Origin of the sequence: Streptomyces sp. MJM8645, from assembly GCF_001625365.1 — a bacterium.
Lineage (GTDB): Bacteria > Actinomycetota > Actinomycetes > Streptomycetales > Streptomycetaceae > Kitasatospora.
On the sequence record NZ_LJJF01000001.1, the window covers coordinates 3,407,610 to 3,422,730 of the forward strand.

The following is a 15,121-nucleotide window of genomic DNA, read 5'->3' on the forward strand; positions in this document are numbered from 1 at the left end:
TTTCCGCAGTTCGGGCCCGCTGTTTCCGCAGCTGGGAGCCGTGAAGATCACAGTCTCAGCGTGCGGACGACCGTACCCCGGGCGGCGCCCCGGCCGGTAGGCTGCGCGCGTGGCTCAGATCCAGATCCCCGCTGACATCAAGCCCGCAGACGGCCGTTTCGGCTGCGGACCGTCCAAGGTGCGCCCCGAGGCCCTGAGTGCCCTCGCCGCCACCCAGACCTCCCTGCTCGGCACCTCGCATCGCCAGGCCCCGGTCAAGAACCTGGTCAAGCGCGTACGCGAGGGCGTGAGCAGCCTCTTCTCGCTCCCCGAGGGCTACCAGGTCGTCCTCGGCAACGGCGGCTCCACCGCCTTCTGGGACATCGCCGCGTTCGGCCTGGTGCGGGAGAAGTCCCAGCACTTGGACTTCGGCGAGTTCTCCTCCAAGTTCGCCTCCTCGGTCAAGGCCGCGCCGTGGCTCGCCGAGCCGAGCGTCATCAAGACCGCCCCGGGCACCCACCCGCTGCCGGTCGCCGAGGCCGGCGTCGACGTCTACGGGCTCACCCACAACGAGACCTCGACCGGCGTCGCGATGCCGATCAAGCGCCCGGTCGGCGCGGACGAGGGCTCGCTGGTCCTGGTGGACGCCACCTCGGGCGCCGGCGGCCTGCCGGTGGACATCACCGAGACCGACGTCTACTACTTCGCCCCGCAGAAGTCCTTCGCCTCCGAGGGCGGCCTGTGGCTGGCCGCGTTCTCCCCGGCCGCCCTGGAGCGCGCCGCCGAGATCGCCGGCTCCGGCCGGTACATCCCGCCGTTCTTCGACCTGCCGACGGCCATCGACAACTCGTCGAAGGACCAGACGTACAACACCCCGGCGATCTCCACCCTGTTCCTGCTGGCCGACCAGCTGGAATGGCTGAACGGCAACGGCGGGCTCGACTGGGCCGTCGCCCGTACGGCTGATTCCTCGTCCCGGCTGTACGCGTGGGCCGAGAAGTCCTCCTACGCCAGCCCGTTCGTGGCGAACCCGGCCGAGCGCTCCCAGGTGGTCGGCACCATCGACTTCGACGAGTCGGTGGACGCCGCAGCCGTCGCCAAGGCACTGCGTGCCAACGGCATCGTGGACACCGAGCCGTACCGCAAGCTGGGCCGCAACCAGCTGCGCGTCGCGATGTTCCCGGCGATCGACCCGGCGGACGTCGAGGCGCTCACCCACTGCATCGACTACGTGGTCGAGCAGCTCTGAGCGATCCCGTGCACGGCTGAGGGCCACCGCCTCCGGGCGGTGGCCCTCAGCCGTTGCGGCGGGGCCGACCAGCCGGGCCGGGCAGGCGGGCCCGCCGGCCGGGCCTACCCGCCGACCATCGAGCTGATCAGCACGACGACCAGCAGCAGCACCAGGGTGCCGGTCACGATACGCATACGAGTCTTGGGATCCACGGTCAACGAGCGTACCTCCGGCCCACCCGCCGACGGACCGGAGCCCCGGGCCCAACGGCCGCTCCGGGCCCAACGGCCACCCCGGCCGAAACGACCACCCGGACCCAAACCGCCGCCCCGGGCCCGACCGCGCCCCGGCTCAGCTCCAGTCGGCGAGCGGCCAGGCGCGCAGCGACGAGTAGTGGGCGAAGCCGCCGTCCAGGTCGCTCTGCATCAGGTGCAGCTCGGCGGCCTCCCACTCGGGCCCCCGGTAGTCGGCCAGCGCGGCCGCCAGGGTGTCCAGCTCGGCCGCCGCGAGCCGCTGGACGGCCCGCCGGTGGCCGCGCGAGGAGCCGGCCCGGGCGAGCGTGAGGTGCGGGTGGAAGGCGAAGGCGTCGACCTCCCCGGTCACCGCGGCGGTGGCCTGGGACACGGCCTCGGCGAGCCGGCGCAGCGCCCAGGTCTGCCCCTCCACCCCGACCCAGAGCACCCGGTCGCCGAACCGGCCGGCGCCGGACAGCCGCAGCCGGTGCACCGGGTGCACCTCGGCGACGGCGGCCAGGCCCGCCTCCAGCTCCGGCAGTTCCTCGGCCGGCACCTCGCCGAGGAAGGCCAGGGTCAGGTGCCAGCCCTCGACGGTGGTCCAGCGCAGCCGGTCCGCCCCGGGCAGCCCGCGCACCGGCGCCACCGCGTCCGACAGCCCCTGCAGCACGTTGACCGGCGGCAGGACCGCCACGAAGAGCCTCATGGAGACATCTTCCCGCGCGAGGCGGTTTGGGCTAGAACGTTTCCTATGAAGATCCGCACCGGGGGACCGGACGACATTCCCGACATCCTCGCCCTGCTCGACAGCGCCGTGGGCTGGCTGGCCGGCCAGGGCCGTACCGGCCAGTGGGGCGACCAGCCCTTCAGCACCATCCCGGCCCGGGTCGAGCAGGTCTCCGAGTACGCCACCGAACCGTTCCTGATCCGCCTCGCCGAGGACGACGAGGGCCGCACCATCGGCTGCTGCGTGCTGTCCGAGCAGCGGGGGAAGTACATCCCCGCAGTGGACGAGCCCGAGCTGTACGTCCGCATCCTGGTCACCGACCGCAGCCGCAAGGGCTCGGGGATCGGCACCGCGCTGATCGCCGACGCGGTCGAGGAGACCCGCCGGCGCAGCCTCGGCCTGCTGCGGGTGGACTGCTACGCGGGCGCCGACCGCAGGCTGGTCGGCCAGTACCGGGCGCTCGGGTTCACCGAGACCGAGTCCTTCGAGGCCGAGCAGCCGAACGGCATCTGGCCCGGCCAGGTCCTCGCGATCCGGCTCTGACCCTTCGGCCCTGCACCGAAGGACCCCCGACCCTGCACCGAAGCCCCGGGGCGGACCACCACCCCGGGGCATGGCGCTTCGTCAGCAGGCGGGCGCCAGCTCCGACTTGGCGGCGGTGATGGTCCGCGGCACGAAGGCCACCACCCGGCCGCCACGGCCGGGGTGCAGGTCGAACCGCACCCGCAGGTCCGCGCTGCGGGCCAGCACCAGGCCCACCACACCGGCCGCCAGCGCGGACACCAGTCCGCAGGCCAGCAGGCCGAGCCGGGGCCCGTACGAGGCGGTCACCCAGCCGACGATCGGGGCGCCGATCGGCGTGCCGCCGGTGAAGACCAGCACCAGCAGGCCCATCACGCGACCGCGCATCGCGGGGTCGGTGGCCAACTGCAGCATGGAGTTGACGGAGGTGTTGAAGCTGAGTCCGAACACCCCGATCAGCGTCAGCAGCACCGCGAAGGTCCAGTAGTCGGGTGCGAACGCGGCCACCACCTCCAGCGAGCCGAAGGCCAGCGCCGCCACCACCAGCCGGCGCAGCCTGGGCACGCCCCGGCGGGCCGCGAGCAGCGCGCCGGCCAGCGAGCCGACCGCCATCGCGGTGTTCAGCAGGCCGTACTGCCCGGCGCCGACCTTGAAGGTGTCGTAGGCGAAGCCGGAGAGCAGCGTCGGGAAGTTGAAGCCGAAGGTGCCGATGAACCCGGCCAGGACCATCGGCCAGAACAGCTCGGGCCGCTCCTTGACGTAGCGCAGGCCCTCCCGCAGCTGGCCCTTCTCGCGGGCGATCGGCTCGGTCGGGCGCAGTTCGCTCTCCCGCATGGCGAGCAGCCCGCCGATCACGGCGGCGAAGGACAGCGCGTTGACGGCGAACGCCCAGCCGCTGCCGACCACGGCGATCAGCAGGCCCGCGACGGCGGGGCCGACCAGCCGGGCGGTCTGGAAGTTGGCGGCGTTCAGGCTGACCGCGTTGGCGAGGTCCTTGGGCCCGACCATCTCGGACACGAAGGCCTGCCGGGTCGGGTTGTCGACCACGGTGACCAGGCCGAGCAGCAGCGCGAAGGCGTACACGTAGTACGGCGTCACGACGCCGCCGATGGTCAGGACGGCCAGGCCGGCGGCCAGCAGGCCCATGGCGCCCTGGGTGTAGATCAGCAGCCGGCGCTTGGGCATCCGGTCGGCGAGCACGCCGCCGAACAGGCCGAGCAGCAGCATCGGCAGGAACTGCATGGCGGTGGTGATGCCGACCGCGAGGGGGCTGCCGGTGAGGCTGAGGACCAGCCAGTCCTGGGCGATCCGCTGCATCCAGGTGCCGGTGTTGGACACCACCTGGCCGGCGAAGTAGTAGCGGTAGTTGCGAACGCGCAGGGAGGAGAACATCCCCCCGGGCCTCGTGAAGCGGGCACCTGTGGGAGACGTGGACGCGTGGGTGCGTCCGGGAGCGGCGGGGTCGTCCGCCGCGGTGCGTTCGTCGGGGTCGTCGTCGCCGCTGCCGGGCAGCCCCGTGGGGGCGGGTGCCTGGAGGTCGGCGGCCGCGGCGCCTGCCGCGGCGGGGTCGGTGGTCTGGTCGTCGGTGCGGATGGCGGCGGCGCTGGCTGCGGCCGGCGGTGTCACGGTGGTCTCCCCTCGCGGCGCGACGGCCCGAACTGCGGCCGTCGCGCTCCTGGTTTCTGTGGTCGGTGCTGCGGTGATGCGGTACTCCTTCTTCTCCCGGCCGGCGGGCCGGGGTCGGCGTGCCTAGAGGTGTGCGAGCTTGTAGAGCACGGGCGCGGCCTCCCGGAGGACGGCCCATTCCTCCTCGTCGAGCCCCTCGGCGAGCTCGGCGAGCCAGACGTTGCGGCGCCGGCGGCTCTCGGCGAGGATCGCCTCGGCCTGCTCGGTGCTGCTGACGACCACCTGGCGGCGGTCCTCGGGGTGCGGCTCGCGCCGCACCAGCCCCTTCTCCTCCAGCATCGCGACGATCCTGGTCATGGAGGGCGGCTGCACGTGCTCCTTCCGGGCGAGCTCACCCGGTGTCGCCTTTCCGCATCTGGCGAGGGTGCCGAGCACCCCCATCTCGGTGGGGCTCAGCGACTCCTCGACCCGCTGGTGTTTGAGTCGACGGGAGAGGCGCATCGTGGACGATCGCAGCTGATTGATCGCTGCGAGGTCCTGCTCGGACATCTCGGGCATGTTCTTTAGCTTACGTCATTACTCTCGCTAAGGAAAATGCGTTCCCATTCCACCTCGCCGGCCCCGTCCGTTCACCGCGCGCCGGAAGATCGACCCGGTGCGATGCTGGTGCTGGGTCTCGAATGATCTCGACTGGAAGGGCCGACCAGACATGTCCGACCTCGCCGCCGACCCCGCCGCCGGCCCCGCCTCCGGCCTCACCGCCGCGCCGGGCGACACCGGCTTCGCCCGCCTCGCCATGGTCACCATCGACTGCGCCGACCCGATCGCGCTGGCCGGGTTCTACGGCGAGCTGCTGGGCTGGGAGAGCCGTCACCTGGACGAGCAGTTCGCGATCCTGGACAACCCGGAGGGCGGCAGCCCGCTGGGCTTCGGCCGGGTCTCGGGCTACCGGCCGGAGCCGTGGACGGAGCCGGACGGCGGCAAGCACTTCCACCTGGACTTCTACGTGGACGACCTGGACGAGGCCATCGCGAAGGCGCTCGCACTCGGCGCGACCGAGCCGACGTACCAGCACGGCCGGACGCTCAAGGTGCTGATCGACCCGGCCGGCCACCCGTTCGGGCTAGCCCCGCTGGAGTGACGAACCCGGAGTGACGAACCCGGAGCGACGAGCCCGAGGTGACGAACCCGGAGTAACGGACGAACCGACCGGGTGCCGTGCGCAGGCGGTGTCAGGAGTTGGTGCCAAGATCATGCAGGCCGCGTAAAGGTCCATCCTGACCTGGGACTTCACGAAAAGCGCGAACCTTGTGCGACCGTCCGGTAGTGGCTACTGTCCCCCGTTGTCAGGGGCACCACACGCCAGGTCTCCCTTCGGCGGCGCCGTTCCCGCGCCCGTTGCCGCGTTCCTTCCCGACCATCCGTGTCCGCCCGAGGCCTGGCGCCCTTCCTCCCCCGCATCCGTCCTGGGAGCTCTCTTGGGTGAGATCCATCATGCCGACCACGGCTGGGTGACACCGGCGGTCTCGTACTTCGTCGCCTGCCTCGGCGCCTTCGTCGCCCTGCGCAGCGCCCGCTGGGCACTCGTCTCGCAGGGCCGGACCAGGGTGGTCTGGCTGCTCTTCGCCTCGACCTCGCTCGGCGCCGGGATCTGGTCCATGCACTTCATCGCGATGCTCGGCTTCTCCGTCACCGGGGTCGAGATCAGCTACCGCCCCGGGCTGACCGTGCTCAGCCTGCTGGTCGCCATCGCCGTCGTCGGCATCGGCCTGTTCACCGTCGGGTACAGCCGCCGCCCCGTCCTGTCCCTGCTGGCCGGCGGGCTGACCACCGGCCTCGGGGTCGCGGCGATGCACTACCTCGGGATGGCCGCGATGGTCCTGCCCGGCCACCTCGACTACGACCGGCTCACGGTCTGGCTGTCCGTCGCCATCGCCGTGTTCGCGGCCACCGCCGCGCTCTGGGCCACCCTGAACATCCGCGGCACGCTCGCCGTCCTGGCGGCCGCGCCGGTCATGGGCGTGGCGGTGTGCGCGATGCACTACACCGGCATGGCGGCGCTCTCGGTGCGGCTCGACTACTCGCACTCCACCCAGGGCGGCGTGATGGCGCTGCAGTTCATCTTCCCGCTCGGGGTCGGGCTCGGCTGCTACGTCTTCTTCGGCTCGCTGGCCTTCGCGGTCTCGCCGAGCCGCAGCACCACGCAGCCGCTCCTGCTCGGCCCGGCGGCGCCGCTGGTCCCGCTGGTCCCGCGCCAGCGGCGGCAGCGGGACGAGGCCGGCACCAGGCGCTGAGCCGGGCGGGCCCCAAGGCCCCGAAGCCCCTGAAGCCCCCGAAGCCCCCCGTCTCCCAGTCCCCCCAAGCCCCGAGGGCGTCCGACCGGGTCCCCCACCCCAGCCGGACGCCCTCGGCTCACTCCGGCCGACGCCGCCCGCTCACTCCGGCCGCCCCAGCAGCCCGGTCAGGTGCGCGGGCGTGGCCACCGGGCAGACCTTGTGCACGAAGTCCCGCCGCAGCGCGTGGTACGGCTCGCCCGCCCGGTAGAAGTTGGCGTGCATCCGCCGCAGTTCCTCCGCCCGGTACTCGGCCAGCGGCTTCGCCTCCTCGTCGACGGACCGGCGGCGCTTCTTGTCGACCAGCCGCCCGGTGAGTTCGGGCGAGGCGCCGAGCGCGGCGGCCTCCCGGACCACCCAGCGCCGGAAGGCGGCCGCGTCCCCGCCGCAGGTGCGGTCCACCAGGCCGATCCGGCGGGCGTGTTCGGCGCCGACCGGCAGCGCCTCGGTGGTCAGCCGCGCGGCCTGCTCATCGCCGACCCGGCGCGGCAGGGTGTACGTCCAGTACTCGGAGCCGTAGAGGCCCATCAGCCGGTAGTGCGGGTTGAGCACCGCCGACTCCCTGCACCACACCTCGTCGGCGGCGAGGGCCGCCATCAGGCCGCCGGCCGCCGCGTTCCCGGCCAGGGCGGCGACGGTGAGCTTGTCGGTCGTGGTGAGGACCGCGTGGACCAGGTCGTCCATCGCGTTGATGTTCTCCCAGGACTCCAGCGCCGGGAAGGCCGCACCCTCGATGACGTTGAGGTGGATCCCGTTGGAGTAGAAGTCCCGGGGCGCCCCGAGCACCAGCACCGAGGTGGGCCGGTCGGCGGCCTCGCGGTAGGCGGCGAGCAGCCGGCGGCACTGCCCGGTGCTCATCGCCCCGCCCGCGTAGGCGAATTCGAGGTAGCCGACGTCGCCCTCCTCGCGGTAGCGCAGCTCCGACCAGGTCTCCCGGCGGGCCGCCGAGGTCGGTGTCACCGGGACTTCGCGGACCCGGTGCAGCAGGCCGGCGAGCACCGTCGCGGCCGGCTGCTTGAACGTGGCGGGCCCGCCCGGGGTGCGGCGCGGGCGCAGCTGGGGGATCCAGACCGCGCCGTCCACGGTGGCGCGGCAGATCGCGCCGTCGCGGGTGGCGAGCACGGCGCCGGGCACCGGGCCGCGCAGCTCGTCCTCGGGGTGGCCGCCGTGCAGGAAGTGCTCGCGCCCGAACAGCTCGTCGAGCACGCCGGGTTGGGAGTCGGCGGCGCGGAGCTTGCGCAGCACGATGGCGGTGTCGTCGGCGGCCCAGTCGATCCGGCGCGCGTCCTGCCGCAGGAGGGGCCGCAGTCTGCCGTGGACGTCCGGCCGGTCGTAGTCGAGCGGTTCGGGGGTGAACAGCCCGCCCTCGAAGCGCTGGACGGCGAGCAGGACGGCCTCGACGGCGGCGTCGGCGACCTCGCCCCGGTACAGCTCGCTCTTGCCGCAGTCGGTGACGGGGAACTCGACGGACGCCCAGATGTCGCCGGCGTCCATCTCCTCGACGGCCTGGAGGACGGTCACGCCCCAGCGGTCCGCCCCCTCGGTGATCGCCCAGTCGAGCGAGGAGGGGCCGCGGTCGCCCTGGGGGCCGGGGTGCACGATCAGGACGGTCCGGGTGGACCAGATGTCCTGCGGGACGGCCTTGGTGAGCATCGGACAGATGATCAGTTCGGGGTCGGTACGGTCCACCGCCGTCCTCATCGCCTCGTCGCCGAGGGCGAGTTGGACGGCGACCTGGTGGCCGCGCCCGCGCAGCTCGGTGTGGACGCGCTGGGTCAGGCTGTTGAACGCGCTGGCGATCAGGAGAATGCGCAAGAGGGCCTCCGGACAGGGACTGGGGTCGCGCGCAGGCGATGAAACCAGGGCATGGACACGTAATGATTACGTTCTACGCCTTCCCGCCCGACCCTCACGCACTCCGCACACCTGTGCGCCCGGCGTGGCGTCCGCTTCGCCGGATCTCCCCAGCCCCTCCCCGGAGTTGACGGCATCGACCGCCCGCCGGCATCGACAGGCCCGGCCGCTCCCCGGCATTGACGGCCCCGGCCGCTCCCCGGCGTCGACGACCCCGGCCGCTACCGCGGAAACGCCCGGCGGGCCCGCCAGGTGGTGTGCTCGCGGGACACCGCGTCCTCCGCCTCGGCGGCCATCCGGGCCCAGCGCGCCTCGGCGTCCGGCGTCTTGAGGTCGAGGTCGGAGAGCTGGTTGCCGACGTTCTCCAGTTCGCGCGCGGCCAGCTGGTAGGCGGCGGCCAGCGGGCGCAGCTGCTTGAGCTGGGTCCAGGCGATGACGGCGGCGGCCGCGGCCGAGCTGGCGCCGAAGACGTGCACCTGGAGGGCGCCGGTGGCCTGGGCGACGGCCGCCGCCGCGCCGATGATGATCAGCGCCGCGATGCCGAGCCCCCAGGACACCGCCTGTGTCTCGCACGCCTCGGCCCGGGCGCGGTACCAGGTGCGCTGGCCCTCGACCCGGGTGCGCAGGTAGAGCATGCGGCGGGTGGTCAGGCTGCCGGCCCGCATCCGCCGCATCTCCGGGGTGATCTCGGGGACGGTGCCGGGCGGCACGATCTCCGGGTCCTCGAAGGCCCGCAGCACGTCCTCGACCTGGAGCAGGTAGCCGCGGTCCACGTCCGCGGACTCCGCCTCGCCGTCGAACGGCCGGGCCCGGACGGTGTACTTCCAGGCCAGCGTCTTGACCGACTCGGCCGCCGCCCGGGCCTCGTACCAGCGCCCCTGCGGGTTGCTGCGGCGCAGCCGGGACCAGAAGTAGCCGGCGATCAGGAAGGCGCCCACCGAGTACAGCGGCACGCTGTCGAAGGAGCCGCGGTCCTTCGGCCCGGGGAACGAGCCGATCACGGCGGCGATCACCAGCATGGCGATCAGTCCGCGGTACCAGCGCAGCGTCTCGCGCTGGCCGTCCAGCGAGGCCTTGTCCGCCGTCCAGAACAGCTCCGGCAGCAGCTTCGCCTCGTCTCCCCCGGGCGGATCCTGTTGCACCATCGGTCGAGCCCCCTCCCCGTGTCCGTCCAGGCAGTATTCCCTCCGTCAACTTCGCTACACAGGCCCCTTTTTGACATTTTTCCCGGCGGTGATCGCCGAACCGCCCTCGAAACCGGTACAACCGGTTGCATGCCGCTGCACTGGAAGCTCGTCATCGACTGCGCCGACCCGAACCGCCTGGCCGCCTTCTGGGCCGCCGCCCTCGACCACACGCTTGAGGAGCACAGCGCCCTGATCACCCGCCTGCTCGACGCCGGTGCCGTCACCCCGGACGCCGTCACCGAGGTCGACGGCCACCCCGCCTGGCGCACCCTCGCCGCCGTCCGCCACCCCGAGGACCCGTACGACCCCGCCACCGGCACCGGCCTGGGCCGCCGCCTGCTCTTCCAGGCCGTCCCCGAGCCGAAGCACGGCAAGAACCGCCTCCACCTCGACGTGCACCCGGGCCCGGGCGAGCGCGAGTCCACCGTCGCCCGCCTCCAGGCGCTCGGCGCCACCGTGCTGAACGACATCAAGGAGCCCGGCGGCGCTTGGACACTCATGGCCGATCCCGAGGGCAATGAGTTCTGCGTTCACTGACCGCCGGCCCGGGGCAGGCGCCCCGGGAACGACGGCGGCCCCGCCCCTTCCCCGGAGGGGGACAGGACGGGGCCGCCGGTGGAGCGGTACGGCGTCAGAGCAGGCCGAGGGCCGGCATCAGGTAGTAGAAGGCGAACACCGACGCCACCGCGTACAGCGGGACGGGCACGCTGCGCCCGCGCCCGGCGGCCAGGCGCAGGACGCAGAAGGCGATGAAGCCGAAGCCGATGCCGTTGGTGATGCTGTAGGTGAACGGCATCATCACGATCGTCAGGAAGGCCGGGATCGCGATGGTGTGGTCCGACCAGTCGATCTCCTTGATCGAGCCCGCCAGGATCAGGAAGCCGACGGTGACCAGGGCCGGGGTCGCGGCCTGGGCCGGGACCATGGTGGCGAGCGGCGTGAGGAAGAGCGCGACCACGAAGAGCAGGCCGGTGACGATCGAGGCGAAGCCGGTCCGGGCGCCCTCGCCGACACCGGCGGTGGACTCCACGAAGCAGGTGTTCGCGGAGGCGGAGGTGGCGCCGCCGGCCGCGGTGGCGATGCCGTCGACCATCAGGATCTTGTTGATGCCGGGCAGGTCGCCGTTCTCGTCGAGCAGGTGGGCCTCGTCGGCGACGCCGAGGATGGTGCCCATCGCGTCGAAGAAGCAGGACATCAGCACGGTGAAGACGAACAGCACGCCGGTCAGCACGCCGACCTTCTCGAAGCCGCCGAACAGGCTGACCTTGCCGACCAGGCCGAAGTCCGGGGCGGCGACCGGGTTGCCCGGCCAGGCCGGGACGGTCAGGCCCCACTTGAGCGCCGGGACGTCGACGAGCTTGTCGATCACCACGGCGAGCGCGGTGCTGACCACGATGCTGATCAGGATGGCGCCGGGCACCTTGCGGATCAGCAGGACGAGGGTGAGCAGCAGGCCAAACACGAAGATCAGCACCGGCCAGCCGAGCAGGTGCCCGCTGCCGCCGAGCTGCAGCGGGACGGTGGTGTGCGCGGCGTCCGGCATGCGGCTGACGAAGCCGGAGTCGACCAGGCCGACGAGGGCGATGAACAGGCCGATACCGATCGCGATGGCCTTGCGCAGCCCGAGCGGCACGGCGTTCATGACCCGCTCGCGCAGGCCGGTGGCGACCAGCAGCATGATCGCGAAGCCGGCCAGCACGACCATGCCCATGGCGTCCGGCCAGGTCATCTTGGGGGCGAGCTGGAGCGCCACGATGGTGTTGACGCCGAGGCCGGCGGCCAGGCCGATCGGGACGTTGCCGATCACGCCCATCAGCAGGGTGGTGAGACCTGCGGTGAGGGCGGTGGCGGTGACCAGCTGGGCGCTGTCCAGGTGGGCCCCGGTCATGTCCGTGGCGCTGCCCAGGATGATCGGGTTGAGCACCAGGATGTACGCCATGGTGAAGAAGGTGGCGACGCCGCCGCGGATCTCGCGCGGCAGGGTGGAGCCGCGCTCGCTGATCCGGAAGTAGCGGTCCAGGGCGCCGGCGGGGGGCTTGGGGGCGCTGGAGGCGGGTTCGGGCGACTCGGTGGTCGGCTGGACCACAGGCATGCGTGCGTCCTCTGTGGGGGAGCTGAGGAGGGGGGACGCCCGGGGCGACGGTGGCCGGGCGGGGAACTTTCAGTATGGTTTCCCGATCGCACACGCGCTATCTTCGCGCGTAGAAACCAGAGGGCCCCTGCGGGCCTGCCGCCGCACCGTACGCTAGGCCCCATGCCCAAGACGCCGCTGCACCCCTCGCCCCCTCCGCTGGAGGCCAACGACGTCGCCATCGTCGGCGGCGGCACGGTGCTGTGGTTCGTCGCCTTCCTGGCCCTGCTCCCCTTCCAGGGCACCCTCTCCGACCACGGCCACGGCACCTGGCCGTGGATCTGCCTCTCCGGCGGCCTGCTCGGCCTGATCGGCCTCTGGTACTGCCGCGCCCGACGGGACGCCATCGCCCGCGACCGCGCCGCCGAGGCCGCGAACCGGGCGGCCGGAGACGACGGCCAGGACCCGGCCACCCAGTCGGACTGAATAGTCCTTTAGTAGCACGCACCGGACATAAGGCACCCGTAGAGTCGGTGCCATGACGCAGCCTGCCCACCCCGCGGAAGAGCAGCCCGGCGACGCCGACCGCCCCGACGGTGCGCACCCCCTCGGGCTGCTGCCCGGCCGACGCGGCGGGCTGACCTCCGCCGAGGTGGCCGAACGCGTCGCGCGCGGACAGGTCAACGACGTCCCCGTACGGTCCAGCCGCTCCGCCAAGGAGATCGTCCGGGCCAACGTCTTCACCCGCTTCAACGCGATCATCGGCGTGATGTTCGGGATCATCCTGATCGTCGGCCCGCTCCAGGACGGCCTGTTCGGCCTGGTCATCGTCGCCAACACGGCGATCGGCATCATCCAGGAGCTGCGCGCCAAGAAGACCCTGGACAGCCTGGCCCTGATCGGCGAGGCCCGCCCCGAGGTCCGCCGGGACGGCACCGTCGAACAGATCTCCGTCGCCGAGATCGTGCTCGACGACACGGTGCTGCTCGGCATCGGCGACAAGGTGATCGTCGACGGCGAGGTCACCGAGGCGGACGGCCTGGAGATCGACGAGTCGCTGCTCACCGGCGAGCCCGACCCCGTCCTCAAACAGCCCGGCGACCAGGTCATGTCCGGCAGCTTCGTGGTGGCCGGCGCGGGCGCGTTCACCGCCACCAGGGTCGGCCGCGAGGCGTACGCGGCGCAGCTCGCCGAGGAGGCCAGCCGGTTCACCCTGGTGAAGTCGGAGCTGCGCAGCGGCATCAACAGCATCCTGCGCTTCATCACCTACCTGCTGATCCCCACCGCCATCGGCCTGATCATCAGCCAGCTGGCCGTCGAGGGCCGCGACTGGCGCGAGGCCGTGCGCCGGATGGTGGCCGGGATCGTACCGATGGTCCCCGAGGGGCTGGTCCTGCTGACCTCGGTCGCCTTCGCGATCGGCGTGATCCGGCTGGGCCGCAAGCAGTGCCTGGTCCAGGAGCTCCCGGCGATCGAGGGCCTGGCCCGGGTCGACACCGTCTGCCTGGACAAGACCGGCACCCTCACCGAGGGCGGCATGGACGTCGTCGACCTGCGGGTCCTCTCCGACGGCGAGCCCGGCGCCCCCGACCCGGACACCATCAAGCACGCGCTCGGCATGATGGCCGGCGCCGACGCCCGCCCCAACCCCTCCATGCAGGCGGTCATCGACGCCTACGGGCGCGGCGACGGCGGCGCCCCGGGGGCCGGCGGCTCCCCGGCCGCCGACGGTTGGCGGGTGATCGAGGCGATGCCGTTCTCCTCCGCCCGCAAGTGGAGCGGCGTGCAGCTGCTGGAGCCGCAGGGCGGCGAGGCCAGCTGGCTGCTCGGCGCCCCCGACGTGCTGCTGCCCGCCGGGCACCCGGCGCTCACCGAGGTCGACGAGCTGGGCGCCAAGGGCCTGCGGGTGCTGCTGCTCGGCCGCACCCCCACCCCGCTGGACTCCCCCGACCCGGCCGACGGGCTCGCCCCGCTCGCCCTGGTGGTGCTCCAGCAGCGGCTGCGCAACGACGCCGCCGCCACCCTGCGCTACTTCGAGGGCCAGCAGGTGCAGGCCAAGGTCATCTCCGGCGACGCCGCGGTCTCGGTCGGCGCGGTCGCCAGCCATCTCGGTCTGCCCGGCGCCGACCACCCGCTGGACGCCCGGACGCTGCCCGCCGAACCGGACGCCCTCGCCGACACGGCCGAACGGACCACCGTCTTCGGCCGGGTCACCCCGCAGCAGAAGCGCCAGCTGGTCGCCGCCCTGCAGTCCCGCGGACACACCGTGGCGATGACCGGAGACGGCGTCAACGACGTGCTCGCGCTCAAGGACGCCGACATCGGCGTGGCGATGGGCACCGGCAGCGACGCCACCAAGGCGGTCGCCCAGATCGTGCTGCTCAACGACTCCTTCGCCACCCTGCCCTCGGTGGTCGCCGAGGGCCGCCGGGTGATCGGCAACATCGAGCGGGTCGCGGGCCTGTTCCTGGTGAAGACGGTCTACTCGGTCCTGCTGGCCCTGCTGGTGATCTTCACCCACTCGCCGTACCCGTTCCTGCCCCGGCACTCCACCGTGCTCTCCACCCTCACCATCGGCGTGCCGGCCTTCTTCCTCGCCCTCGCCCCCAATAACGAGCGGGCCCGCACCGGCTTCGTGAAGCGCGTCCTGCGGCTCGCCGTGCCGGGCGGCGTCATCGCCGGCACCGGCACCTTCGTCGCCTACGCGCTGGCCCGCTCCGACCACGCGACCGACCTCAAGGCCGACACCAGCGTTGCCACCCTGACGCTCTTCCTGATCGCCATCTGGGTGCTCGCCATCGTCGCCCGCCCCTACAACTGGTGGCGCCTGCTGCTGATCGGCACCATGGGCGGCGCCTTCGCCCTGGTCCTGCTGGTGCCCTGGCTGGCGGAGTTCTTCCAGCTCTCGCTGGTGGGCACCCGCGACCCCCTGGTCGGCGTCGGCATCGCGGTGGTCTGCGGCCTGGCCCTGGAGATCGCCTGGCGCTTCATGAAGCGCCGCGTCGACTCCTGACCGGGGGCGGCGCCCCGGCCACAGACACCTCTGGCGGTCCGCCCTCCCGGCCTGCATGATGGCCAGCAGGAACGGGGGTGCCGACATGGCCCACACGGGTGGGGAAACCGAGCGCGAGACCGGGCAGGTGGAGGCGTTCACCGCCTTCCTGGCCGGCCTGCTGGCGGCCGGACTGACGGTCCTGGTCCTGGTCGGCGGCCGCTGGCTGACGAACGCCGGCGAGGTGACCGCCCCGGCGCTGCCGTGGGTGCCGACGGCCGTGAAGGCCCTGGTGGCGGCCGTCTGGCTGGCCACCACCACCGTCGTCTACCTGCGGCTCAAGCGCCGTGGGCGGGCCCGCTGAGC

The 15,121-nt window shown here is 72.6% G+C and carries 14 protein-coding genes; 8 read left to right on the plus strand and 6 right to left on the minus strand.

What is annotated here, in order from left to right; genetic code table 11:
- The first annotated feature begins 109 nt into the window (after positions 1–109).
- Entirely contained in the window at positions 110–1,228 is a 1,119-nt protein-coding gene (serC, locus tag A6F73_RS14490) for a phosphoserine transaminase (protein ID WP_063348193.1), read from the plus strand.
- 333 nt (positions 1,229–1,561) lie between these two features.
- Here the strand turns inward: serC and thpR are convergent, their stop codons facing one another.
- On the minus strand, positions 1,562–2,149 hold the full coding sequence (thpR, locus tag A6F73_RS14495; RefSeq protein WP_063348194.1) for an RNA 2',3'-cyclic phosphodiesterase: 588 nt from the start codon (positions 2,147–2,149) through the stop codon (positions 1,562–1,564).
- 45 nt (positions 2,150–2,194) lie between these two features.
- Between thpR and A6F73_RS14500 the strand changes: the two genes are divergently transcribed.
- On the plus strand, positions 2,195–2,713 hold the full coding sequence (locus A6F73_RS14500; RefSeq protein WP_208869080.1) for a GNAT family N-acetyltransferase: 519 nt from the start codon (positions 2,195–2,197) through the stop codon (positions 2,711–2,713).
- 81 nt (positions 2,714–2,794) lie between these two features.
- On the opposite strand, the gene A6F73_RS14505 is transcribed toward A6F73_RS14500, so the two are convergent.
- Together A6F73_RS14505 and A6F73_RS14510 are read right to left on the minus strand one after the other, a co-directional pair.
- Positions 2,795–4,084, minus strand: a complete 1,290-nt coding sequence (locus A6F73_RS14505) for an MFS transporter (protein WP_079136268.1) — start codon at positions 4,082–4,084, stop codon at positions 2,795–2,797.
- 357 nt (positions 4,085–4,441) lie between these two features.
- The gene (locus tag A6F73_RS14510; protein WP_063348195.1) at positions 4,442–4,876 is read right to left on the minus strand and encodes a MarR family transcriptional regulator; all 435 of its coding nucleotides are present in this window, start codon (positions 4,874–4,876) and stop codon (positions 4,442–4,444) included.
- 151 nt (positions 4,877–5,027) lie between these two features.
- Here A6F73_RS14510 and A6F73_RS14515 point away from each other — a divergent pair, with 151 nt between their 5' ends.
- The gene (locus tag A6F73_RS14515) at positions 5,028–5,459 is read left to right on the plus strand and encodes a VOC family protein (RefSeq protein ID WP_159398457.1); all 432 of its coding nucleotides are present in this window, start codon (positions 5,028–5,030) and stop codon (positions 5,457–5,459) included.
- Between the two features lie 337 nt (positions 5,460–5,796).
- Positions 5,797–6,612, plus strand: coding sequence for an MHYT domain-containing protein (locus A6F73_RS14520; protein WP_063348196.1), 816 nt, complete (start codon positions 5,797–5,799; stop codon positions 6,610–6,612).
- Between the two features lie 141 nt (positions 6,613–6,753).
- Here the strand turns inward: A6F73_RS14520 and A6F73_RS14525 are convergent, their stop codons facing one another.
- Positions 6,754–8,466 (minus strand): hydrogenase maturation protein, encoded by a 1,713-nt coding sequence (locus A6F73_RS14525; protein ID WP_063348197.1) that lies wholly within the window; start codon positions 8,464–8,466, stop codon positions 6,754–6,756.
- A 260-nt stretch (positions 8,467–8,726) separates the two neighbouring features.
- Entirely contained in the window at positions 8,727–9,650 is a 924-nt protein-coding gene (locus tag A6F73_RS14530; RefSeq protein ID WP_063348198.1) for a DUF4231 domain-containing protein, read from the minus strand.
- Positions 9,651–9,779: 129 nt separating this feature from the next.
- On the opposite strand from A6F73_RS14530, the gene A6F73_RS14535 reads away from it, so the two are divergent.
- The gene (locus A6F73_RS14535) at positions 9,780–10,229 is read left to right on the plus strand and encodes a VOC family protein (RefSeq protein ID WP_063348199.1); all 450 of its coding nucleotides are present in this window, start codon (positions 9,780–9,782) and stop codon (positions 10,227–10,229) included.
- Between the two features lie 94 nt (positions 10,230–10,323).
- Here the strand turns inward: A6F73_RS14535 and A6F73_RS14540 are convergent, their stop codons facing one another.
- Positions 10,324–11,784 (minus strand): NCS2 family permease, encoded by a 1,461-nt coding sequence (locus A6F73_RS14540; RefSeq protein ID WP_063348200.1) that lies wholly within the window; start codon positions 11,782–11,784, stop codon positions 10,324–10,326.
- 162 nt (positions 11,785–11,946) lie between these two features.
- On the opposite strand from A6F73_RS14540, the gene A6F73_RS14545 reads away from it, so the two are divergent.
- From A6F73_RS14545 to A6F73_RS14555, 3 genes are all read left to right on the plus strand, one after another.
- Positions 11,947–12,249 (plus strand): DUF2530 domain-containing protein, encoded by a 303-nt coding sequence (locus A6F73_RS14545; RefSeq protein ID WP_063348201.1) that lies wholly within the window; start codon positions 11,947–11,949, stop codon positions 12,247–12,249.
- Between the two features lie 52 nt (positions 12,250–12,301).
- Positions 12,302–14,776: an HAD-IC family P-type ATPase gene (locus A6F73_RS14550; RefSeq protein WP_063348202.1), complete on the plus strand. Its 2,475-nt coding sequence runs from the start codon at positions 12,302–12,304 to the stop codon at positions 14,774–14,776.
- 85 nt (positions 14,777–14,861) lie between these two features.
- Positions 14,862–15,119 carry a hypothetical protein gene (locus A6F73_RS14555; protein ID WP_063348203.1) on the plus strand — a complete coding sequence of 86 codons (258 nt, stop codon included), beginning with the start codon at positions 14,862–14,864 and terminating at the stop codon, positions 15,117–15,119.
- The last annotated feature ends 2 nt before the right edge of the window (positions 15,120–15,121 follow it).

Coding starts and splice junctions, on each gene's coding strand:
- thpR (WP_063348194.1), bottom strand. CDS start 2,149: ATGAGGCTCTTCGTGGCGGTCCTGCCGCCGGTCAACGTGCTGCAGGGG.
- A6F73_RS14500 (WP_208869080.1), top strand. CDS start 2,195: ATGAAGATCCGCACCGGGGGACCGGACGACATTCCCGACATCCTCGCC.
- A6F73_RS14505 (WP_079136268.1), bottom strand. CDS start 4,084: ATGTTCTCCTCCCTGCGCGTTCGCAACTACCGCTACTACTTCGCCGGC.
- A6F73_RS14510 (WP_063348195.1), bottom strand. CDS start 4,876: ATGCCCGAGATGTCCGAGCAGGACCTCGCAGCGATCAATCAGCTGCGA.
- A6F73_RS14515 (WP_159398457.1), top strand. CDS start 5,028: ATGTCCGACCTCGCCGCCGACCCCGCCGCCGGCCCCGCCTCCGGCCTC.
- A6F73_RS14530 (WP_063348198.1), bottom strand. CDS start 9,650: ATGGTGCAACAGGATCCGCCCGGGGGAGACGAGGCGAAGCTGCTGCCG.
- A6F73_RS14535 (WP_063348199.1), top strand. CDS start 9,780: ATGCCGCTGCACTGGAAGCTCGTCATCGACTGCGCCGACCCGAACCGC.
- A6F73_RS14540 (WP_063348200.1), bottom strand. CDS start 11,784: ATGCCTGTGGTCCAGCCGACCACCGAGTCGCCCGAACCCGCCTCCAGC.
- A6F73_RS14545 (WP_063348201.1), top strand. CDS start 11,947: ATGCCCAAGACGCCGCTGCACCCCTCGCCCCCTCCGCTGGAGGCCAAC.
- A6F73_RS14550 (WP_063348202.1), top strand. CDS start 12,302: ATGACGCAGCCTGCCCACCCCGCGGAAGAGCAGCCCGGCGACGCCGAC.
- A6F73_RS14555 (WP_063348203.1), top strand. CDS start 14,862: ATGGCCCACACGGGTGGGGAAACCGAGCGCGAGACCGGGCAGGTGGAG.